General features: G+C 47.0%; 20 protein-coding genes. All 20 read right to left on the reverse strand.

Annotated features, from left to right (window positions below; translation table 11 throughout):
• Positions 1-6: 6 nt before the first annotated feature.
• Positions 7-591: a DUF3261 domain-containing protein gene (locus tag H8K55_RS10930; protein WP_230408570.1), complete on the reverse strand. Its 585-nt coding sequence runs from the start codon at positions 589-591 to the stop codon at positions 7-9.
• Positions 581-3,028, reverse strand: a complete 2,448-nt coding sequence (locus H8K55_RS10935; protein ID WP_230408571.1) for an MMPL family transporter — start codon at positions 3,026-3,028, stop codon at positions 581-583. Before H8K55_RS10935 ends, H8K55_RS10930 begins: the two co-directional genes overlap by 11 nt.
• A complete protein-coding gene (locus H8K55_RS10940; RefSeq protein ID WP_186942134.1) occupies positions 3,025-3,654 on the reverse strand; it encodes an outer membrane lipoprotein carrier protein LolA in 630 nt (209 codons plus the stop codon). The genes H8K55_RS10935 and H8K55_RS10940 overlap by 4 nt, the downstream gene beginning before the upstream one ends.
• Entirely contained in the window at positions 3,648-4,094 is a 447-nt protein-coding gene (locus H8K55_RS10945; RefSeq protein WP_186942135.1) for an acyl-CoA thioesterase, read from the reverse strand. Before H8K55_RS10945 ends, H8K55_RS10940 begins: the two co-directional genes overlap by 7 nt.
• A gap of 17 nt (positions 4,095-4,111) precedes the next feature.
• Positions 4,112-5,668, reverse strand: a complete 1,557-nt coding sequence (locus H8K55_RS10950; RefSeq protein WP_186942136.1) for an HAL/PAL/TAL family ammonia-lyase — start codon at positions 5,666-5,668, stop codon at positions 4,112-4,114.
• On the reverse strand, positions 5,655-6,638 hold the full coding sequence (locus tag H8K55_RS10955; protein ID WP_186942137.1) for an LpxL/LpxP family acyltransferase: 984 nt from the start codon (positions 6,636-6,638) through the stop codon (positions 5,655-5,657). Before H8K55_RS10955 ends, H8K55_RS10950 begins: the two co-directional genes overlap by 14 nt.
• A 4-nt stretch (positions 6,639-6,642) precedes the next feature.
• Positions 6,643-7,458 carry a glycosyltransferase family 2 protein gene (locus tag H8K55_RS10960; RefSeq protein WP_186942138.1) on the reverse strand — a complete coding sequence of 272 codons (816 nt, stop codon included), beginning with the start codon at positions 7,456-7,458 and terminating at the stop codon, positions 6,643-6,645.
• A gap of 16 nt (positions 7,459-7,474) precedes the next feature.
• A complete protein-coding gene (locus tag H8K55_RS10965) occupies positions 7,475-8,551 on the reverse strand; it encodes a class I SAM-dependent methyltransferase (protein ID WP_186942139.1) in 1,077 nt (358 codons plus the stop codon).
• Positions 8,545-10,386 (reverse strand): ApeI family dehydratase, encoded by a 1,842-nt coding sequence (locus H8K55_RS10970; protein WP_186942140.1) that lies wholly within the window; start codon positions 10,384-10,386, stop codon positions 8,545-8,547. Before H8K55_RS10970 ends, H8K55_RS10965 begins: the two co-directional genes overlap by 7 nt.
• A complete protein-coding gene (locus H8K55_RS10975; protein ID WP_186942141.1) occupies positions 10,379-10,939 on the reverse strand; it encodes a COG4648 family protein in 561 nt (186 codons plus the stop codon). The genes H8K55_RS10970 and H8K55_RS10975 overlap by 8 nt, the downstream gene beginning before the upstream one ends.
• The gene (locus H8K55_RS10980; RefSeq protein ID WP_230408572.1) at positions 10,939-11,202 is read right to left on the reverse strand and encodes an acyl carrier protein; all 264 of its coding nucleotides are present in this window, start codon (positions 11,200-11,202) and stop codon (positions 10,939-10,941) included. The genes H8K55_RS10975 and H8K55_RS10980 overlap by 1 nt, the downstream gene beginning before the upstream one ends.
• 12 nt (positions 11,203-11,214) lie before the next feature.
• A complete protein-coding gene (locus H8K55_RS10985; protein ID WP_186942142.1) occupies positions 11,215-11,469 on the reverse strand; it encodes a phosphopantetheine-binding protein in 255 nt (84 codons plus the stop codon).
• Entirely contained in the window at positions 11,462-12,250 is a 789-nt protein-coding gene (locus H8K55_RS10990) for a lysophospholipid acyltransferase family protein (RefSeq protein WP_186942143.1), read from the reverse strand. The genes H8K55_RS10985 and H8K55_RS10990 overlap by 8 nt, the downstream gene beginning before the upstream one ends.
• A complete protein-coding gene (locus H8K55_RS10995; protein WP_186942144.1) occupies positions 12,237-13,007 on the reverse strand; it encodes a beta-ketoacyl synthase chain length factor in 771 nt (256 codons plus the stop codon). The genes H8K55_RS10990 and H8K55_RS10995 overlap by 14 nt, the downstream gene beginning before the upstream one ends.
• Positions 13,008-13,106: 99 nt before the next feature.
• The gene (locus H8K55_RS11000) at positions 13,107-13,544 is read right to left on the reverse strand and encodes a putative periplasmic lipoprotein (RefSeq protein ID WP_186942145.1); all 438 of its coding nucleotides are present in this window, start codon (positions 13,542-13,544) and stop codon (positions 13,107-13,109) included.
• Between the two features lie 136 nt (positions 13,545-13,680).
• Positions 13,681-14,760, reverse strand: a complete 1,080-nt coding sequence (prfA, locus tag H8K55_RS11005; protein ID WP_186942146.1) for a peptide chain release factor 1 — start codon at positions 14,758-14,760, stop codon at positions 13,681-13,683.
• 226 nt (positions 14,761-14,986) lie between these two features.
• Entirely contained in the window at positions 14,987-16,261 is a 1,275-nt protein-coding gene (gene hemA / locus H8K55_RS11010) for a glutamyl-tRNA reductase (RefSeq protein ID WP_186942147.1), read from the reverse strand.
• A gap of 90 nt (positions 16,262-16,351) precedes the next feature.
• The gene (locus H8K55_RS11015; protein WP_186942148.1) at positions 16,352-18,859 is read right to left on the reverse strand and encodes a CHASE2 domain-containing protein; all 2,508 of its coding nucleotides are present in this window, start codon (positions 18,857-18,859) and stop codon (positions 16,352-16,354) included.
• Positions 18,860-18,940: 81 nt separating this feature from the next.
• Positions 18,941-20,644, reverse strand: a complete 1,704-nt coding sequence (locus tag H8K55_RS11020; RefSeq protein ID WP_186942149.1) for a FecR family protein — start codon at positions 20,642-20,644, stop codon at positions 18,941-18,943.
• 140 nt (positions 20,645-20,784) lie between these two features.
• Positions 20,785-21,477: a response regulator transcription factor gene (locus H8K55_RS11025; RefSeq protein ID WP_186942150.1), complete on the reverse strand. Its 693-nt coding sequence runs from the start codon at positions 21,475-21,477 to the stop codon at positions 20,785-20,787.
• Positions 21,478-21,624: the final 147 nt, after the last annotated feature.

The raw sequence follows: 21,624 nt of genomic DNA on the forward strand, positions 1-21,624 counted from the left end.
GGTTTTTTATTCTTTGGCTGTCTGTATGGTCAAGCGATATTTGTAATGTAGATTATCTAAAGTCACGGTGCCTGCCCAGCGTTCTTCATCGCTATAATGAATCTTGGCGATGACGGTATCGTTCTCATACAGCACACGATCACGGCCAATTTCGGTGATGCGCCATGATGGGGGTAAATGTTGTGCGATGACTTCAACTGGCCACAGGGTTAACTGAATATCTTCCAGCACATCTTCGGCACGAACTTGCTGTGGCAACATGAAGTGGCGCCAGGTTTTGATTTCTTTACCGTCGAAATGCACAGTCAAAACGCGTTGTCCAAATGCCAGGCCCACTAATTCCAAGCGCTCTTTATCAATTTCTAATGCTGCATCAAGATCGTCCGTTTTATTTTCACGTTCTACTTTTAAGTGCTGCTGAATACTGATACTCGCGCCCAAAGTTGCTGGTGCTAGTTTTAGATTAAGACGTTTCGCCGTAGGCGGCGGTGCTTCGCTGCATGCACTCAACATTACTAATATGCCGACGCTGATTGCAAGACGTTTGAAATGCTTGAAGGCCATAATTGTCCGTGTCGGATTAGCTTGCATCTGTCTCTCCATTAGTGGTAGAGGTTTGCGCCGTATTTTTATTGTGAATGAAAAAAGGCACAATAAACCAAACCAAAGCCGTGCCAATTAACATCGTTAATCCGAAGGCACGCAAAGCGGGCGTATTACTCAGGGCAAGTAAGCCAAATGAAAGTATGGTGCTGGCGGCGGATAAGCCAGTTGCCAACCACGCTAAGTTTCTGGATTGTGTTGCTGCCTCTTCAGTGGTTTGGCGGTTTTGTTCTTGCATAAAAATGCCGTAATCTACCCCTATACCTAGCAGCAACATTAAGGCCAAGATATGAAATAACTGTAATGCCTGAGCGCTGATACCCAGTAGTGCCAATGTAAAAATACTCGCCAGTGCGGCCGGCGCCAGTGTGCGCCAGGTGTCCTTGCGATAACGGTGGAACATCAGGCCGAAAACGAGCAAATAGGCGCCGATTAATACCCAGCCCATATTCTGACGATAGCGTCCAAGCACAGAAGAAATTTCGGCAATCTTATCAACCCATTGCACGCCTTCTACGCCCATAGCAAGTTGACTTAACTTGCTAATTTCGCTGTACTTCAAGCCCTTGATCGCGACGATGCTGGCGTAATGATTGTCTAGTTTGCCCAGCCATAAATGGCGCGTGGCCTGACTTGCCGTGCTTAAGAAAAAATTCTCTACGGTCAGTGTCTGGTTTGACTTTAATAGATGTTGTCGTATGTTCGCTTGCCACGCTGCATCTTCTTCGATTTTGTCAGCAATTAATTTCAACGGGCCATCTTTGCTTAAAAGCTTGTCTTCTATCAGTGCGCGATTGTCGGCTTGGGTTTTAAGTGAAGGCACCCAATTGGAAATCGCCTGATAACCACTCAGTACTTGTTGCCCTATCAGCGGATCCAAAGCACGTTTTAAATTCTCTTCACGTTGCAAAACAACTTCCGCCGATTCTCCACGTACTAAAAAATATTGTACCGGTGTTGGCGCATCTAATAATTTGCCAAACTTCATTTGATCGCTGACCAGATGTTTGGGGGGCGTTTGTAGCGATCGAATGTCATCATTGGTGCTGAGACGTGATAAACCATAGACACTGACAAGGCTAATTAATAATGCGACGATCCAGAGACTACGTGACTTCTGCGGCAGCTTGAAAAGGCTTAAGAGCTGATTGTAGCGCTCAACCAGTTTGCCACTTTTCAGTGAGTTCGCATGCACCAATTGTGGAAACCAGCAAACCACGGTGAACCAGGCAAAGATCAGACCTACCGCGGAAAATACTGCCATGTGGCGTAAGCCTGGAAATGGCGTCAATGCCAATCCAAGATAGCCAATAATTGCGCACAGCAAAGTGAGCAAGAGACCAGGAATTAACTGCCCGAGCAAAGTTCGGGAATCGACTTTTGAGGTTCCTAAACGATGACATAGAAAATAAATACCATAGTCCTGCGCAATACCAATCAGGCTGGCACCAAATACTAACGTCAGTAAATGGATGCGATCAAATAGTAAAACGCATACCGATAAAGCCCCTAAGAAACCAACGCCGATTGACAGTAATATCAGGCCGATAGGTTTCAAGGAATGAAAGCTGATCCACATCAATACGATGATGCCAATCAAGGAGCCTAAGCCTATGGTTGACACCTCTTGATTTGCTTGTTGTCCTGCGGCGGCGGCATGTAGCACGACGCCAGTACTGATGATCTCGATTTTGTTGTTGGGATTTTGTGATGCGCTGGCACGTGCTGCCGCCGCTGCCTGTTCTAGTAGCGGAATAACTTTTTCTTGCGCGGTTAACGAAAATGCGGGCGGCACTAGAGTAATAGGTAGCAGGATGTATTGCTGTTTGGCGTCTGCCACGAATAGATGGCCGTCACGTGGACGCACCGGCGTTTCTTGTGCTCGCTCTTGTACCCAGATGTCGAAAGTGCCAAAAGGATCGTCTTGAAATGCACCGAGTTTAGGGCCAGAGAATGCACTATACAATTTGTTTAATGCAGTATTTGCCCATGCCTCGGATGTACCTGTTTTAAGCTGATTTTGTTGTTGTACCGTGAGTAAGGCGAGGCGATTTTTTTGGAATGGTGCCAGCCAATCGCTTTGGGTTTTTTCACTTAAGCTGGTGATGTCAAATAAGTCTTTGTGCGTGGAGAGAACTTGGGTGTAGGCGTTTGCGGCTTTCTTTGTATCTTCCCAATCTTCCGCACCAATCAAAACGATGACACGCTGCTGCGCGGCATCGACCATGTGCGTGAACGATTGCCGCAATACCGGGTCACGTTCCTGTACGGGCAAAAGAGCCAGAATATCGGTATCTGGCGTGATGCGTTTACCCAGCCACAGATAGCTATTGTGAGCCACTAGTAAAGCAACCACCAATGCCCAGATGGCGAACCAGGCCCAACCCTGGCTTTTCGTCGAAGTATGTAAATTCAGGCGTTTCAAAATAAAGCAGCCTCTTCCGCGGTGATGGCACTTTCACCGGTTTTGATCTCAGAAAAAACGATGCTGGTGCGATCACCGCTAGCTTCGTTCATTTGTATATTTTTGACGTAGATACCACCGTCCAGTGCGATCACGCCTATGGCCTTAGCTAAAGCAGCTTCGCGGGCCTTGAGATTGACTTTCCAACTCGTTGCGTCAGCACTGCCGTCAACTTCAAACAAAGATTCGAGTTGGCTTAAATCGCCAGACAAGAGGGAGAACAAGACACTGTTAATCATGCGCACGACGGGCTCTTGCTTAGCATCTAAACGCATCGCCACGCGTTCACCTTGAAAATGGACGATCTCGTCACGCGTTAAGCGTAAGGTATTGGGAAACGGTTGCAAGGTGCGCCACAAAACGCCTTTACCCGCCAGTACACAAAAGCGCCCATTCGATAGCAGCGGTTTTTTCATACCCACCAAATGCTTAGTTTGATCGAAACGACCACAAAGAACTTTTGGCTTTGCCAGCATATTTTGAATCGCCGGTACAGGGTTTGCAGCTAAGGCTTGATGGCTGAAAAAACTAGACAGCAGTATCAAATTCAGGCAGAAGATTTTAGTTTCTATTTTAATTTTTAGCATGCTGAAATTCCTAATTTTTCAAACAAAATCGGAGGGGAAACAAAGCACATTTCGCCTTTATGTATGTCTACCGCGACTTGCGTGGTGCTGGCGCGTGTTAGCCTTTGTCCGCTGCTGGCATCGCTGATCAGATAATTAATCACTAAGCGGTTTTCCCATTCGACAATCTCGGCGCGTAATTTCAGTTTTTGTCCAAAACTAGCAGAAGCAACGTAACGCAATTGCATGTCGATGACAGGCCAGGCATAACCCGATGCTCTCATCTGTTCGTAGTTGTAATTGATCTTATCGAGCAGCGCGCATCGCACGATTTCCAGATACTTCACATAATTACCATGCCAGACAATTTGCATAGGGTCGAGATCAAAGAACTGTACTTGCAGTTCTGTTTCTGCGAACCATTTGCTGGTCTGCTTATTTTTACGGATGATTTTAGACATAAGGTTTGAAAACCAGTTTACACATACAGTTGCCAGTTTTGCGACCGCATACTTTCCAGTAATTCGCGCAACTCTGGGTCTAAACGACGATCTTCTTGTATCGGTGCAATTTGTGTTTCCAGCGCTTGCATCATCTGGGTAACCGATGGCGATAGTGTTAGCTCAGGATTGCTTTGCTGGCGCAACCAAACACCTTGCCTCACTGTAATGAGTAAAGCGGCTGCCACCTGTTCTGTCAATTCAAGCACGCGCAGGCAATCACGGGCCGCAATCGTACCCATGCTGACTTTGTCTTGATTATGGCATTCAGTTGAACGCGAAAAGACCGAAGCTGGCATGGTGAGTTTTAGTGCTTCGGCAGTCCAGGCCGATGCGCTGATTTGCAAGGCTTTCAAACCGTGGTTAATCGCCGCACGTGGACCTTGCATACCAGATAAATTGGCGGGTAAACCATGGTTGTAACGGCTATCGACCATCAATGCCATTTGACGATCCAACAAATCCGCCAGATTGGCCACCGCATTTTTCATGCTGTCCATCGCGAAAGCGATATGGCCGCCATAGAAATGTCCGCCATGTAAGACGCGTTCATTGTCGGCATCAATAATCGGATTGTCGTTAGCGCTGTTTAATTCGTTTTCAATCGCCTGGCGGAAGAAGGGCAGGGCATCAGCTAGTACGCCGATCACATGCGGTGCGCAACGTATAGAGTAACGATCTTGCAGGCGCTTGCCATTGCGTTCCGCTTCACCCGCAGGTAAGTCTTGACGCAGCCAAGCCGCGATGTTTTGCATACCAGCGTGTGGTTTCACTGAAAACAGGGTTTCATCGAAATGGTGAGCATTACCGTCTAAAGTAATTGAGGCCATTGCCGTGATGCGGGTAGTCAATTGGGTCAAATACGCCGCTCTATCGTACGCCAAGCAGGCAAGCGCAGTCATGACTGCTGTGCCATTCATAATGGCCAAGCCTTCTTTAGGGCGCAGGCGTAAAGGCTGCATGCCAGCTTCCTGCAATGCTTGTGCCGCCGTAATTTGTACGCCATCGCGCATCACTTCGCGTTCGCCGCAAAGGACTGCTGCTAAGTAAGATAGCGGCGTTAAATCGCCGCTGGCGCCGACCGAGCCTTCAGATGGAATTAGTGGTAATAAGTCAGCATCGAGCAGGCCGGCGATTTGCTCTAATAACTCTATGCTGACACCAGAGAAGCCTTTGGATAAGGAGGCAAGACGCGTCGCGAGTACCGCGCGGGTTTGCTCTGCATCCAGATATTGACCGAGACCGCAGCCATGATAGGTGTACAAATGATGAGGCAATTCAGCGACTAAATCGGCGGGAACATTGACGGTGCAAGAATCGCCGTAACCCGTTGTCACGCCATAAATCGTGCCATCTTCGCGTAGCAAGCGATCTAAAAAATCAGCGCCACGGGTAATCGCCGCACGAAACTCGGGCGCGGTCGATAATTTTGCCTGCGCCTTGGTTTGCGCCAGCGCGACGATATCTTCTATCGTTAAACGGGAGCGATCAAATTGAACCACAGGTTGGGAGGAATTGAGGTCAGCGGGATGCATCAGAAATGTCCAATTGGGAAGCGGCATTGCTGGTACTGTCACCAGCCCGATGCCAAAAATCATAAAAATTAAACCATTGTAGCGGTGCACGTTCGCAAAAAGCGCCTAAGCGCTCAGCGTACTGGCTCGCCAGTGTTTGAAATGCGTGTTCTCGTTCTGAGCGTTTGGGGTTGACCGATTCGCAGAGTAATTCGAAGTGCACTTGTGGCACACCACTAACGGGTAAGGAGAACAAAAGATAGACAGGGCAGCGCAATAAACTAGCCAGAACATATGGACCGATGGGGAACGCGGCTGGCTTCCCTAGAAAATTGGCGATAGTCACGCGCGGATTGGGCGATACAGGTACACGATCACCAGCAATCACCACAAAACCGCCTTGCGCGACTCTTTCCGCTAGTAGGATCGCGGTAGCTGGTGTCATGTCGGTCACTTGCAATAAATCGAGCTGGCTGTCTGGATTAAGCTTTGCCATCATGCGATTGAAACTTTGTGCATGTTTGGTATGCACTAAGATAGTCAGCTTGACTTCAGGAAAGCGACGCGACAAGACGCGACACATATCAATATTGCCCAAGTGAGAGCAGACTAATACAGCACCTTTCTTCTCGACTACTTGTCGATGTAAAGACTCCTGTCCATAGTATTCGACTTGATCAACTTTGAACAAACCGCCCCATAACAGCATCTTGTCGAGTATGGTTTCGGCAAAGGCCGCGAAGTGGTGGATCACGCCGAGTAAGCTGGTGGATGTTTGCAATGATGCATGCGCGTTGAGTTGTTGCAAGTAGGCTTGCGACGCATTTCGCGCTTTTTTTTGCGTCAGTACATACCAGCACAACACCGGATACAAAACGATGCGGAAAGGCCATCGCCCGAGCAGACGGTAGATCCAAAAGAGCAAACGCATGCCAGCCACAAAACTGACTTCATTCAAACTGGCCCAATGCATTTTCTTTGATTCTTGCATGATGCTAGTCTCGGTCTTTCTGAAACTTGCGCTTCATTGAGCGCCCGATTGTGCGACCACATAAGCGTGGCAGTCGCAACAGCATGCCAAAAAATAAGCGGATATGCATGGCGGTGATCAAAGCGTTATCGCGCCATACGCGGAAATGTGAGACACCATCGGCTGGGTATCCAACCCGTGTACCTTCATTCACCACTTCAAGCCCATCCCAATACAGACGTACCAAAATATCCGTATCAAAATTCATACGCGAGCCGATCTTGTGCCGCGACATTAACGCTATCACGGGGGCAACAGGGTAGACCCGAAAGCCACACATAGAATCGCGGATGGCGAAGGAGAGTGTATTAATCCAAACCCAAACATGAGTTAAGTAACGTGCATACAAGCGAAGCTTGGGAACCGATTCATCGTAAATCGGATAGCCAGCGATGACGGCGGCTGGATGTGCCTCTGCTTGTTGTAAAAATCTTGCAATGTCGGCGACACAATGCTGACCATCGGCATCAACTTGCAGTAAATGGCTATAGCCATTTTCTGCTGCATAGTTAAATCCGGTTAAGACCGCCGCGCCTTTGCCCTGATTTTGTACATGCCTTAACAATACGACTTGCGCTGAATATGTTTGCTGTAGCTGATCTAGTACCGTTGCACATGCCTGGCTACTGCCATCATCCACCAAGATGCAAGGGGCGTCAAAACGCAGCACCGCTTCAACCACTGCGGCAATGGCATGCTCATGGTTATAAACGGGAATCACCACGCAGGGCCTAAAGTTAGGATCGGAGCTAGGATTCGAATTAGAGTTCAACGCAGACATAGAGACCAAAAAAAATTTAAGCTACTTTTGCAAAACGCAATAAGGAATGGCAATAGCCAATACCATCGCGCGCTGTGAGCAATTTTAAGCCCGCCGCTTCTGCCAGACGGATGTAATCAGTGCTCTCGTAAATTTTGCTATTACCACTCGCCATCGTCGTGAAATAAGGCGAGGTATTGATCAGACAATAGGAGGCGATGTCATATTGCTGTCTATCCCAAAAAGTATCCATAATCAGCAATTGCCCGTTCGGCACTAATGCCTTTGCTGTTCGTTCTAAGATGCTGGAAATCGCAGATTCGGAGAAGCAACTGAGAAATTGGCTCATCCAGATCAGATCCATGTTCTCGGGCAAGGTCGCTGTGGTATCGAGTAAATTAGTCGGATGAAAATGCGCACGTTCACGAAAGCCTTGTGCATTCAAATTTTCTTCCGCAACTTTGAGCTGCACTGGTAGGTCAACCAAATGCAATTCAGTTTCTTGGTTATAACTTAATGCCGCATAACTAAATTTACCGGTATTGGCGCCGATATCCATCACGCGTCGCGGTGCAGTCGCAAAGACGTCTGGCATGATGCTCGGGAAGGAGGTATCGGAATAAAAATGATCAAAGTCGAACCAACTGGTTTTTGCCGGTTCTGGCAGTGTAGATAAACCTTCATAAATTGTCGTCCAGGGACCCAAATGCGTCAGGCCCAGTGGCTTTTCTTCATCTAGCGATTGCTCAAGCAGGAACAGGCCTTGGTAGCAGACATCATGCGTGAAGTTGATATTGATTTGCGTGATGGAATCCGTTAGTACGCAATAACCTGTTTTATCCAATACATAATGGCCCTCACGCAAATAGACGATGCCAGCAGACAAGCAAGTTTCCAGCACCAGTTTTAAAGCATAGCGACTCCATTTCTCTGTCGTCACTAAGTTTTCTAGTGAAATGCCTTCGCTACCTGCATCAGCCAAAGCTTGCAACATGCCTCGCTTCCATGCATAACGTATGCACTGGAATACGACGGGGCCGAAGGCAATTTTTTGTGCTTCAAAACGTGCGGCAAAAGCACTTTGTTTTTCAGGCGAGAATTTTTTATTTAACATGGAGTTTGAGCTTGTTCAAATAAAACGCGACCCCCGGCATGTTGCCCGACGTCTGAGAAATAACGGAACTGTAAGGCTTGTTTTTGTGCTTGATGAATCAGTTCCATATACACGGGTGTTTCTGCACAGATGACTTGTTGAAATTTGAGTGTTTGGATACCGCAGAAATTTGCTGGCAATGCAAAATACTGTTTGCCGAAATGGATTGCCCAATCGACCTGCACTACGCCTGGAAGTACGGGCGCAATAGGGAAATGTCCTTCAAAATATAATAAATTTTGAGGGACGATAATTTCAAGTAGAACGCGCTCGGGCTCTTGTTCCAATAGGCGCCAGTCAGGCATCGTGGGCTGTTTATTTAATGCATTTGAATCAGCTTTGATATCAGTATTGTCTGGGCTTTGTTCAGTGCTTTCTAATAAAGTAAGCAATTGCGCATGAGTTGTTTTACCTTGTGAATTGACAGGTAAAGCATCCAGATAGCGCCACCGACGTGGTAAGGCGATGGCTTCGACATGCTTGCTGAGTACGCCGCGCAATTGTTGATTCAGTGCGAATTTCCCTTGCCCTTGCAAAATCGCTTGCCCTTGTTTCGTTAACACGATGAAGGCGTAGATGTTTTGTCTCTGACTATTCTGCTCAACAAGCAGCTCAGTATTAAGCAACAAGCGAGCTTCATTTACGAGCCCGCTAGACAGTAAAGCTTTTTCCATCAGATCGAGCGAGATACGTTTTTCTTCTATTTTAACGATACGATCTTGACGTCCTAGTAATTGAAAATGCTGTTGGTCGATCGCATTGACCTGATCCGCAAGGCGGAACCATGCGGTATCAGGCAGATGTGACGATTGGATTTCTAGCAAATTGTTATCGGTGGCAATACGCCACGCCAGTTGCGGGAAAACCTGCCAGGCGTCCTTGTGCGCTTGAATACGCTGACGCCAGGCGATGCCGCCGGTTTCTGAGCTGCCGTAGACTTCTATTGGAGTTTGTCCCCAGAGCGACTGAACTGCCTCGACGCTGCCTATACTTAAAGGGCCGCCAGAAGAAAAGACTGCGCGCAATTGCGTTTTTATTTTGGTCCAATCCAGGTGTGCAGGTAGACGTTTCAAATGCGCGGGACTGGCTATTAATGCGCAAGCACCTGTTGCTAAATGCTGCTGCAATTGTTCAGGAAAATTGAGCGCATCCGCATAGATCGCACGGCCTGTGGCAAAAGGCCACAGCACTTTAAATAAAAGACCATAAATGTGCTGATGCGACACCGTCGAGTAGATAGTCGCTGAGCCTAATTTTTCGCCAAAGAGCGACTCCAGCGTAGCAATTTCGGTGGATAGTTGCGACCATTGCTTAGGAATCGCTTGCGCCTCTCCGGTACTACCTGAGGTGTACACGATCAAAGCAGGAAACTCATCTGCTAATACTGGTAAAAAATCAGTATGCGTCATGCCGACTGCGAAAGCAGAATTGGCGATAGTAGGCAACGTAGTTTGAAATTGTGTTCGCAGTTGCGTCCTATATTGATCAGGAAATTCGCCGATAAAGACATCGACTTCTTTGGTCAGATTGCGGCAATTATTTTCTAGAGTATCTGCTGCCAGAACAACCGTTTTGTGTGCATGCCATGCAGCAAATAATGCCGCCGCGAATTCTATGCTGTCGCTGAGATAGAGTGCGATTTTGTGCTGCGGTATCTGGCTGATTGTTGCGTGCCAGCTCGCTACTTTTTGGGTGAACATCTCGCGCGTAATCGCAGTTTGGCCTTGCCATCCTATGATGCTCTCAGGTTCTACTGCGAGAGACGAGGTAGATAAATTTTGGTGAAGATTAAACATGATGACGGCGCTTAAATCGAATTCGGACCAGATATTCGATCACAAATAAACTTCCCATTAACAGATAGGAAACCACGCCGGTGTACAGCGTCCAGATTTCTTGCGATGCCCAGATCGCGGTGATAAGTGCCATGCTGCCATTGAACACAAAGAAAGCACACCATACTTTCGTCACATTGCGGGTATAGCGAACTGCCACGTCCGGCAAGTCAGGTTCAGTAATCCGTGCAAAGCGTTCCACCATCGATTGCGGTGTCGAGAGGCTATAAGTAAACGCGATGAGAAACGCCAGATTGACTAATACCGGATAGAGTTTTAATGGCAATAAAGCGTTTGTCCACACCGCGGCTAATACCATTGCTAATCCACATAGCGCCGACCAGCGCGCCAATTTACTGATCTTCAATGCAGGTAAGCGCGTTGCAACTAAAATGAGTAATAAAGCAGCCAGCCAGCGTGGTTCTACCTGTCCCTTGCCAAACCAGATTGCCAAGGGATAGATCAGGGTAAGAATGACTGTGGTCGCGGTCAGTAAACGGTGATTGATAGACATTATTCCGGTTGTAAATTGGCGAGTGCGTCGATCACATCGCCAATAGTACGGATCTGTTTAAATACCTCTGGTTGCAAACGCAGGCCAGTCATTTGTTTTAATCTAACTGCCAGATCAACAGCATCTATGCTATCGATATCTAAATCGGCATACAAATTCGATTCCAATGTGAGTGTCGATTTTTCCAGTTCAAACATTTCTGCTAACAGATCAACGACCCACACAAACATTTCCTCTTTACTCATTTCGCTAATAACAACCATGACTGTGTTCCTTTACTTCTTTCTTTGTGTTTGAATTAATTTCACCAGTGCGCTCACTGAGGAAAAGTGTTGGCGAGTGTCTTCAGCATCGGCAGAGAGTGTAATGCCGTAACGTTTTTGAAGCGCAACCCCTAATTCCAATGCATCAATGGAATCTAAACCCAAGCCATCGACAAAAAGTGGTGCGGCACTGTCGATGTCGGCTGGTGTTATGTCTTCAAGTTGCAAAACATTAATGATTAATTCTTTAACTTCTTGTTCAAGCATGATGTGCTTTTTCCTGTATGAAATAGTGTTGTAAGAATTCTGTTAAATGTCGCGCTGCCATCACTTCAGAATCGCCTGTCGTTGTGAAACTTTGAATCAGAATGTCGTCTTTTACTTCAATGATAAATTGTACTTGCCGCTCCGGAATTTTCCACCATGGCACGCCTTTGCCTAAGGTTTTTGGTTCGCAATGAATGATAATGGGCGTCAAGTTTTGCAAACCTCTGATCGCGATATTCGCAGCACCTCGTTTAAGTTGTATATTGCCATTTGCAGGTGTTCTGGTTCCTTCGGGAAAAATGATTAAATTATTCCCTTCTTTGAGAGAGTTGATGCACGCGTCCAATAATTCAGTGCCTTGTTCATTATTGATATACGCTGCGGCTCGCACCGGGCCACGCGTAAATGGGTTATTCCATAAACCGTTTTTGACAATGCAGTCGGCATTTTTCACAAATGCCATTAAAAAAACCGTATCAATCAAGCTGGGGTGATTCGCCAGCAATAATAATCCTTGCCGTGCCAGTTTTTTTTCGCCAATGATTTGATAACGCAAAACACCCAAGAAATTCATTAAACCGATAAAACTCCGAAAGCTATAACGGATGATTGCGCGTGCAAAATGTATCCGTCTTGTGCGCTGCCAGATCAACATATGCAGGCAAGGAAACACCAATAACCATAAGAGCATGCCACCTAGGCCAAATGCGCTAAAACTGAATCCTGTTGCCAACAGTCGCCATGTGCGACCTAGCAATTGCAGTACTTTAAGTGGGAGCATTATTGTATGACCAGATCCAATGGTGATTCCTAGTGACGCGTTCTAAGCTATTTTGTTTATTTAAGTAAAAACGCAAAATTTCTAAGCCTGGCGGTTGATTTTGTTCTGTCGTAAAGTTTTCATTCAGGTTTTTCTGCGCAGGATTCCATTCCAAATTAAAGCTTGCTTTTTCTGCCTCCGCTGGAACAATCAGCCAGGCCCAAGCATACGCCTGTTCAATGCAATCTTCGAAAGTGTGAAAAATTGCTGGCAGCGGCTGTTCATAATTGACTAACAAGACCGCTTTAGCACCTTCCCCGATCAGGCTGCAAGCTTCAATGACAGCGTGTTCTATTGTACTGACACCTGCCGCAATCGCGATATGATTACTGCGGTCTTTGTTGGCGATAGAAAATAGTCCCGCGGTTGCATTGTGTACGGCAGAACTAAAACCTATAGGTGAAATTGCGCCCTCGGTAATCTGCTCCTTGATAAGTTCAACGGCGTGAATCACCTCACCATGACGTGAGCAGAAAATAGTCGGAACTTCGGTCAAATCATCAAGGCAGGTATACGCCACTTCTAATGCCATACGTCCTAATAGCCGGGCTCGGCGACGCAGCATTGCTGGCATGTCCTTTACCGCAGGTGGTTCGCCATCGGTTTCTCGGATGACCGACGGTTGTAGTAACCACTCCTGCCACGCCTGGTCGGAGTTGCGTCCCGGTGCCCACTGCGCATGTTTGGCTATCGAAAAATGAACACTGTTTTGTTGCATAAGAAAAGCCAAAAAAATAAATCTATAGACGTCTGTTACCTAGAGAGTATTGCACGAATACTGACGATAACGAATTTGGTGTTGTATGCTAAAAAATATTTACTGCGTAGGCTCTAACACTGTTCGAGCGCGGTCACTTTCTAGTTTTGTTGGTTGGGTCATCCGCCATTCGTCTTCTTCTTTCAATTTGTAGCGAATCGCATTATTTGCCGGATCGAATTGATAAAAACCATAAGCATCTCGGAATCCGCCGATTGCTAATGCCGGAGCAAAAAAAGCGATACTCATGCCCATTTTTGTGCCATTTACATGCAAGGGTAATATTCCATACATTTTTTTGCCGTCTGATGTACTTGAGACAAATTCATATTGTCCTGTTGCTTTTGCATCTAAGTCTAAAGAATAAGGCAGTTCTGATAGTACTTGCCCTTTTATTTGCAATGTTATTTTTGTGGAGATAGAGCTAAAATTGGCTTTATTTGCAGCGCATCCACTAAGTACTATGCTCGTAATAGCTAAGGCGAGAATTTTACGCATTTTCATATTTTCAAGGTTCTTTCTAAGGCTTTTTGAGGGAATTGTCAATATTGTAAATAATGTACATTGTTGCAACAAACATTCAAAAAAAATTGATATTTCAGTGTGTGATGAGTGATTTTGGGTGATGTGAGACTTAATCATCCCCCAAGCTAGCCAGTAATTCCGCTTGATGTTCCGCCACCAAAGCATTCGTCAGTTCGCTCAAATCCCCATCCATAATGAAATCAAGCTTGTATAAGGTCAGATTAATCCTGTGATCGGTCATACGGCCTTGTGGATAGTTGTAGGTGCGAATACGCTCACTGCGGTCACCGGAGCCGATCAAGCTCTTCCGGGTTGCTGCTTCTTCGGCTTGTTTTTTGCGCAGTTGGCCGTCCATGATGCGGGTCGCTAACACGCGCATCGCTTGCGCTTTATTTTGATGCTGACTACGGCCGTCCTGACATTCAACGACAATGCCAGTGGGAATGTGCGTTAAACGTACGGCCGAATCCGTTTTATTAATATGCTGACCACCCGCACCGGAAGCGCGGAAAGTATCGATGCGTAAATCGGCGTTATTGATGACTACGTCAGTCAGTTCGTCCGCTTCAGGCATGACTGCAACGGTACAGGCAGAAGTGTGAATACGGCCTTGGGTTTCTGTGGCAGGCACCCGTTGTACACGATGTCCACCGGATTCAAATTTAAGCTTTGAATATGCACCAAAGCCAGCGATACGAATGATGACCTCTTTATAGCCGCCAAGTTCAGAGGGCGATTCAGACATCACTTCCACTTGCCAGCGATTACGTTCTGCAAAGCGTGTGTACATACGCAGCAAATCGCCAGCAAACAAACCGGCTTCATCACCACCTGTACCGGCGCGTATCTCTAGCAGAATATTTCTTTCGTCGTTAGGATCTTTTGGCAGCAACATGGTTTGCAGTTCGCGTTGCAAGGCTTCGATTCGGTCTTTGGCGGTTTGAATTTCTTCTTGTGCGAAGTCCTTCATATCAGGATCGGTCAACATCTCTTGCGCTTCGACGATATCACTCTGGGCTTGTTGATAGTTGTGATACAGCGCGACTAAAGGCTCAAGTTCAGCATGTTCGCGATTGAGTTTGCGATAGGTGTCCATATCATTGGTAACACCTTCTTGTACCAACAGTTGACCAACCTCGACCAAGCGTTCGGAGAGTTGATCGAGTTTATGTAGCATGGATGGTTTCATGATGTTCTTTACGAAAAGTGAAAATCTTAAAACCCTTCAACGCCGAGGCGCAGAGATGCGCAGAGTTTTTACTCCGTTTTTCCTCGGTGTCTCGGCGCCTCGGCGTTGAGGGGTTTTCAAATTCATAATCTGATATTTAAATAGAAATTCGGCTCTGGCTACGATCGCCACCAAAGCGGTGCAAAGCGTGATGCTAGGTAAATGCGTGAAAATAGGATTAGCGTAGCTAACGCTTAGTGCGGAATAACTGTGGCAACAGACGTACCAGATGTGCACGTTCTTCGCCGTGGGCTTGATGCAAAGCCTGTTGCGGGCCGTGCAGGAATTTGGCTGTGATGCCTTTAGATAAGGCCTCGAGTACTGCTTCAATATCATCGCCACGCGCCAACATTTTGCGTGCGCGTTCTAATTCATGTTGACGCACTTGCTCGCTGCTTTCGTGCAAGTCTTGAATGACAGGAACAACATGACGACCATCCACCCAATGCATGAAGGATTGCACGCGGGTTTCGATAATCGCTTCGGCCTGCGCTACTGCAGCGTGACGGTTTTCTAAGCCGCTTTGTACCACGCTGGCGAGGTCATCTACCGTGTACAAGAATACGTCATCGAGTTTAGCCACTTCAGATTCGATATCACGTGGCACGGCCAGATCGACCATGAAGATAGGATGATGCTTACGGGCTTTCACTGCGCGCTCTACTAAACCTAAACCGATAATCGGAAGCGAGGACGCAGTGCAAGAAATAATGATGTCAAATTCGTGCAGGCAGTTCGGCAATTCCGCCAACCTGATCGCTTTGCCACCAAAACGGTTAGCCAATATTTCGCCGCGTTCTAAGGTGCGATTCGCAATTGTAATATTTTTGGGATTTTGTGCGGCGAAGTGCGTTGCGCACAGTTCTATCATTTCGCCAGCGCCGATGAAGAGGACGTTTTGATCGGCGATCTTATCAAAAATACGCTGTGACAATCGTACCGCCGCCGCCGCCATAGAAACGCTATGCGCACCGATCTCGGTCGTGCTACGGACTTCTTTCGCGACCGCAAACGTGCGTTGAAATAATTGATGCAAATAGGTACCAAGTCCGCCAGCTTCATCTGCCTGACGCACTGCTTCTTTCATTTGCCCGAGAATCTGTGGTTCGCCCAAGACCATAGAATCTAAACCAGAAGCCACGCGGAAAGCGTGACGCACCGCATTGTCTTGTGGCAGCGTGTATAGATGATGGCGCAAATCCGCATACGGCAGCTTATGAAAGTCTGCCAAGAAGTGCGCAGTCATATCGATAGGATTATCCACATCGGCAACTGCATACAATTCGGTCCGGTTACAGGTCGAAAGCACGGCTGTCTCAGATGCGAGTTGCGAACCATTGCGCGCAAACCAGGCGCGCGCGCCCACCACCGCCTGAGAAATTTGCTCAGGAGAGAAGGCCACCTTTTCTCGTAAAGAGACAGGGGCGGTCGTGTGATTGAGGCCGACGGCGAGTAATTGCATAAGATATTGAGGTTTGAGGGCGTCATTATAACGCGACTCGCCTTGCAGTTCACGGCTGGGCTAGGCTTCTTGCGCAAAATCAATTGCTAATTACATATTGCTGGCTGGAATGCTGATGGTAAAACACGTGCCTTCACTCGGCACACTAGTAAAACTGATATGGGCAAAATGGCGATCTATGACCGTTTTGACAAACACCATACCCAGTCCTATACCATCGTTTTTGATATGTTCTGCAGCCTTGCCATGTCCTAAACGTTGAAAGCGTTGAAACAAACGACTTTGATCTGAACGCGCGATGCCATAGCCTTGATCTTGTATAGTGCAAACGATGCTGTCGTTGAGACTTTTGGTTTCGAAAGCCAATGTGCAGGTGACGATGGTGTCACTGGGACTGTATTTGATCGCATTTGAGAGTAGATTAGTTAATACGCGCGTCATCAAGCTACGATCGACTCTTACCGGATATTCGCCCTCGGGGATTTCGGTGACGATACGTATGCGCTTCGCTTTGGCTAGCATCCACATTTCTTCGGTGGCATCAATTAAGATGTCCTGGAAGTCGAGATGGGAATAGCGATATTCATTCGATTCGGCATGCGCCAATTGCACAAAATTATCAGCCAGACCCAGCGTTGTGTTGGATGCTTTTTCTATGCGATTCAAAAATTCTTCATGTTCTATCGCGGTTTTTGGATTTTTCTGGAGCTCGATCAAGGCCAAAATGGATGCTTGTGGTGCACGCATATCGTGCGAAATGAAATGCAAGGTCTCATCACGGCGACGTTCGGCCTGACGAATTTCTGAGATATCGAGGATGCTGATAATCCAACCGATTAAGACTTTTTGACCCGAGTAGCACGGCGCGCTTTTGATCAGCAAATCGCGATTTTTGGGATCGACAACTTCTACGCCTTTCATCAGAATATCGCTTTGATTTAAATCGAGAATATGCCACCAGCTAAAGTTTTCACGCTCATTCGCAATCATGGTGTGCGGGTGGCTCATATTGGAAAACAGATAGGGCACTAAGGTATCAATTACATGCGGCATGCCTATGCTTTTGAAATAATCAATAGCAGCAGGATTGGTGAGTACCACATTGCCATCTGTGGTCGTGACCATGGTGGCATCGGGCAAACTGGTCAAACTATCGGTTACAAATTGACGTAAGTCGCGCACCCGGCGTGCCGCCGCATGCATCGCGGAAAGATGACGCTCCAGTTTGTCTTGAATCGCTCGTTTTACTGGGGTCTGAGCGCCATTCGGTAGCGTCAGGTCGGGGTTGAATTCGGGAAGTAAATGCGGTTCTTGATCTAGTAGTAAAAATTCTTCACCCAAAAAAGCAATGGCCGCTTCTAGTCGACGCCAACTCCATAAGGGATAGGCCACGATCAATACTAATACGGCGCTGGCAGGCGGCAACCAAAATCCGAATTTAAGTAGAGTAATACTGGTAATAAGTAATGCAACAATGAAGCCGACTACGGTGAATAAAGCCGCTCGTGGTGAGAGAAACAGAAAGCCGAGCAGGGCGAGTACGATCAGGGCAGCGCTGATGCTTAGCGTTTGCCACGCCTGTGCTTTGATAATGGAGCGTCCATCTAAAAGGCTAGCGAGAATATTGGCATTGATTTCTATGCCAGATAATGCGCCTTCGTTTGACGTCACAGGCGTCGGGAATGCATCTGCCATGCCTTGCGCAGTCGTACCGACCAAAACATATTTGTCGCGAAAAAATTCCTCAGGAACTTCGCCTCGCAACACCGATACATAGGGAACAGAACTGAAATGTCCGCTACTACCGTAGTAGGGAATATGCATTTGAAAATCACGATGCCAAATGCCTGCCTGAGTATTGGTTAGTTGCGGGTTGGTAGTGGTTGCAGGCAGCTTGCGTGAATTGCTTGCAGCTTTATCCTGATTTTTTCCAATATCATATAAGGCCATGGAAAAGTGCGGCCACCATAGTCCCTGCGTGCCCTCACGCAAAAAGACACTACGCGCTACGCCATCATCATCGAGTTCAATATGGATGTGACCCAAACCCGCCGCCGCTTGCGTTAATGCCGGAATCGGTTGAACAGCTTGCAAACCTTTTCCCGCGCTGATAGACACCAAGGGAAGCACCACATTGTTTGCAGTGGCAAGTGCTTGCGCCAGCAATTGATCGCCATTTTTGTTGCCATTTTGTTCGACATTTGTTTCGGCATTCGCTGCAGTTTGCAATGCAGAAGATTCTGGTTCAGCAAATACGATGTCGATCCCAATGGCACGTGGTTTTGCCGCACTAATTTGGCGAATTAACTCTGCGTGTCGTGCGCGTGGCCACGGCCATTTTCCCAATTCCGCAAGGCTAAAATCATCAATCGCGACGATCAGAATATCGTCGCGGGCTGGTACGCTTTGATTGCGTAGCAGTTGATCGTAGGCCGTTTGATCGAGTCGTTTTAGACCATCAAAAAAAACCAGAGCGCTAGTTAATGTCAATAAAAACAGGCTGAGTATCAACCACTCATGCAAGGCAATAGATCTGCCTGGCTTAGCTTTGCGACTTGCCCGTGACGCACCCCGATTGTGTTGAAGAAGTTTGAACATGCGCCTGAGATTGAATTGTAGTTTGAGCTTAGTTTGAGTCTAGTCTGCAAATGACTATTTGTAACCGATAACAAATGAGGCTTATTGTTTTTGCGGGCGCACTGCACCACTCGCCGATTCCAGTGGCTCACCTCCACTAGTCGTCCAGCGCAATTGAATTTCAAACTTTTGCGGCTTGGAGAAGTTGCCAATAAATCGATCTGCATCGGTTGCACGTACCCGAATAAAATAGACGCCAGCTTCCGGGCGAGGAATACTTAAACTCGCTTGTTCTAAGTCTTTACTCAAATACAGTTTTTTGAAATCAGCATCTTGTGAAATCTGTACCAAGAAACTTTGTCCTGGCTCCGCCGGCCAACCAAAATCCATCGCATTTTGGCCATTGTCCTGTACTTCATTCATCGCTTGTGGTGCGAGTAATTGAAAACTTTGTACTGGTGAAAAAGGCCCCTGATCTACACTGCCATTTTTTTCGATCACAGAAGCGACTCGCCAGAAGTATTTTCCTAGCGTGAGTTTGTCAGTGCTTAATTCTGTCGCACTGATATTCGCTTGATCGAGATTGATTTGCTTAAATAGTGCATCACTCGCCACTTGCAAACGATAGGTTTTCGCTTCACTCGATTGTGTCCACGTAAAGTTCACGCTTTCCGTGCGTACTTTATGTTTGGGACTTAAGGGAAAAGGTGGTTCTGGACGGGCTTTTAAAACAAAAGCCTGCGTACTCGGAATGCCTTCTAAGTGGTTTTGATCTATCGCTGTGACGCGAATAAAATACTGTCCATCGTCTAAGCCTTCAAACTTGAAGCGCAGATCTTTATCGACGCCTTCTGCGATGATATTTTGGTTTTCAGGGTCTTTAGAAATTTGCGCATGATAAGACACTGCGCCTGGCACAGCCTGTATTGCAAATTGTAATACCGGACGTTCTTGTAATTGAAAACCTTCGGTCAATATCGGCGCCGCTAACAAATCAACTGGCTTGCCCACGCCCGTGCTACTGACCACGTTACCTTTTCCGGCTGGCAGAACCAGTGCCTGTGGTTTCGCTTGACTGCCGACAGCGACTCCACCCTCTAACACTTCATTCCCAATACCATTGTCGTTGACCCCAACCCGAAAGTGGGTGCCGCGCACACCTGCGATTGCCAATGGTGAGCTGACTTCGAAGCGACCTTTGTTATTCGTCAACGGTGTGACTTTGGATTCAACCCTACCTTGGATTAATTTGATTAAGGTGCGCGGACTTTTAATAAATTGCGTCATACGCAATTTCGCTAAATTCACCTGACTATTTGATGGCACAGAGATGCGCGAATCGTCTGGCAAGGCAAGTGTCACAAAACTGTTTTTATCCGTACTGATCTGACTACCTTCAAGTACAACGCTGCCGACCGCCAGACGTGATTCTGCACCTTTGCCAGAGATTTCTTTGACATTGCCTGCTAATGCCACCACGCTGGCTTGACTCGCTTCTTCTATCAACAATTCGGCAGGAATCAAGATGCCAGAGCCGATAGGAATTGCACGGTCATTGCGTACTTGATTTAATTTACCCAAGGCTTCCCAATTGTTGGGTGTTGCAGTAAAGCGCTTGGCGATGGTGGTCAGCGTATCGCGTTCCAGGGCAAAGTAGGTAATACCTGCCGTTTCGATTTTAACCGTGCCTGGAGTTCCCTTGATTTTTTCCGCCTGGCTGTTGGATGTTAAGAGCAAAGCACAGGTCATTGAAAATGCGATACCTAGGAATTTTGCTTTGGGGTTAAATCGAATACGGTGGTACATGTCATTCTCCGTCTGAATATGATTGTTTGCGACTCACTTTACTAAGATTGCTTTCGTTGAGCATCTTGATGTAATAAAGTGGGCAACTAAAACTAAAAAGAGTGAAGTCAGACTTCACTCTTTTTATTTATGTACAGGTTTTACTCTTTCGAGATTTGTTCTAAGCGATAGCCATAGCTATACACGGGCGCTAGCCGATAACCATTTTCGGGTCGCAGGTCGAGCTTGCTGCGCACGCGTGAAATATGGGTATCCATAGTGCGCGATGGAATCTCGATATCGCGTGACCAGACTGCTTCTAAAATGTAAGCGCGGGATAAAGGCCTGCCTAAATTTTGGAACAGAATTAAGGCCAAGTCGAATTCTTTTTGAGTCAATTCAATGCCATTGCCTTGCAGTTTGGCGCGGCTGGCGCGCACATCAAACTCGTAATGACCAAAAGTGATGACTTCGTTGGCAGATTGGTTAGGGTAGGCACGTCGTAGCAAGGCGTTAACCCGGGCAATTAATTCAGCACGACGAATCGGCTTAATCATGTAATCATCCGCCCCTGCGGCCAAGCCTGCAACGATATCATCCTCACCAGAGCGGCTGGTCATGAACAAGACGGGTAGAGTGGTCGAGAGTTTTTCCCTCACCCAGTGCAAAATTTCAGTACCACTCAAGTCTGGCACTTGCCAGTCTAAAATTAAGAGATCAAAACTTTCGCGATGTAATTGATGCAGCATCGCTTTGCCGCTAGAAAACGGATGGCAAACATGACCTGCATCCGTTAAGGTCGCTACGGTGAGATCGAGTAAATTTTGGTCATCGTCCAGTATGGCAATTCGCATATTGTTTTGGGTAAAAAATCTTGTTTACGAATAAAAAGAAAAAAACTTGAGTGACCGCTTTAAATGTCTGCAGTTATAGACGACAATGAGAAACGGCAATGAGAGAAGGCAATGAAAGACGGCAATGTTTCCACCACTCTCTCACCG

It is taken from the genome of Affinundibacterium flavidum (assembly GCF_014284175.1).
GTDB lineage: Bacteria > Pseudomonadota > Gammaproteobacteria > Burkholderiales > Burkholderiaceae_D > Undibacterium > Undibacterium flavidum.

Coding starts and splice junctions, on each gene's coding strand:
- H8K55_RS10930 (WP_230408570.1), bottom strand. CDS start 591: ATGCAAGCTAATCCGACACGGACAATTATGGCCTTCAAGCATTTCAAA.
- H8K55_RS10940 (WP_186942134.1), bottom strand. CDS start 3,654: ATGCTAAAAATTAAAATAGAAACTAAAATCTTCTGCCTGAATTTGATA.
- H8K55_RS10945 (WP_186942135.1), bottom strand. CDS start 4,094: ATGTCTAAAATCATCCGTAAAAATAAGCAGACCAGCAAATGGTTCGCA.
- H8K55_RS10950 (WP_186942136.1), bottom strand. CDS start 5,668: ATGCATCCCGCTGACCTCAATTCCTCCCAACCTGTGGTTCAATTTGAT.
- H8K55_RS10955 (WP_186942137.1), bottom strand. CDS start 6,638: ATGCAAGAATCAAAGAAAATGCATTGGGCCAGTTTGAATGAAGTCAGT.
- H8K55_RS10960 (WP_186942138.1), bottom strand. CDS start 7,458: ATGTCTGCGTTGAACTCTAATTCGAATCCTAGCTCCGATCCTAACTTT.
- H8K55_RS10965 (WP_186942139.1), bottom strand. CDS start 8,551: ATGTTAAATAAAAAATTCTCGCCTGAAAAACAAAGTGCTTTTGCCGCA.
- H8K55_RS10970 (WP_186942140.1), bottom strand. CDS start 10,386: ATGTTTAATCTTCACCAAAATTTATCTACCTCGTCTCTCGCAGTAGAA.
- H8K55_RS10975 (WP_186942141.1), bottom strand. CDS start 10,939: ATGTCTATCAATCACCGTTTACTGACCGCGACCACAGTCATTCTTACC.
- H8K55_RS10980 (WP_230408572.1), bottom strand. CDS start 11,202: ATGGTTGTTATTAGCGAAATGAGTAAAGAGGAAATGTTTGTGTGGGTC.
- H8K55_RS10985 (WP_186942142.1), bottom strand. CDS start 11,469: ATGCTTGAACAAGAAGTTAAAGAATTAATCATTAATGTTTTGCAACTT.
- H8K55_RS10990 (WP_186942143.1), bottom strand. CDS start 12,250: ATGCTCCCACTTAAAGTACTGCAATTGCTAGGTCGCACATGGCGACTG.
- H8K55_RS10995 (WP_186942144.1), bottom strand. CDS start 13,007: ATGCAACAAAACAGTGTTCATTTTTCGATAGCCAAACATGCGCAGTGG.
- H8K55_RS11000 (WP_186942145.1), bottom strand. CDS start 13,544: ATGCGTAAAATTCTCGCCTTAGCTATTACGAGCATAGTACTTAGTGGA.
- prfA (WP_186942146.1), bottom strand. CDS start 14,760: ATGAAACCATCCATGCTACATAAACTCGATCAACTCTCCGAACGCTTG.
- hemA (WP_186942147.1), bottom strand. CDS start 16,261: ATGCAATTACTCGCCGTCGGCCTCAATCACACGACCGCCCCTGTCTCT.
- H8K55_RS11015 (WP_186942148.1), bottom strand. CDS start 18,859: ATGTTCAAACTTCTTCAACACAATCGGGGTGCGTCACGGGCAAGTCGC.
- H8K55_RS11020 (WP_186942149.1), bottom strand. CDS start 20,644: ATGTACCACCGTATTCGATTTAACCCCAAAGCAAAATTCCTAGGTATC.
- H8K55_RS11025 (WP_186942150.1), bottom strand. CDS start 21,477: ATGCGAATTGCCATACTGGACGATGACCAAAATTTACTCGATCTCACC.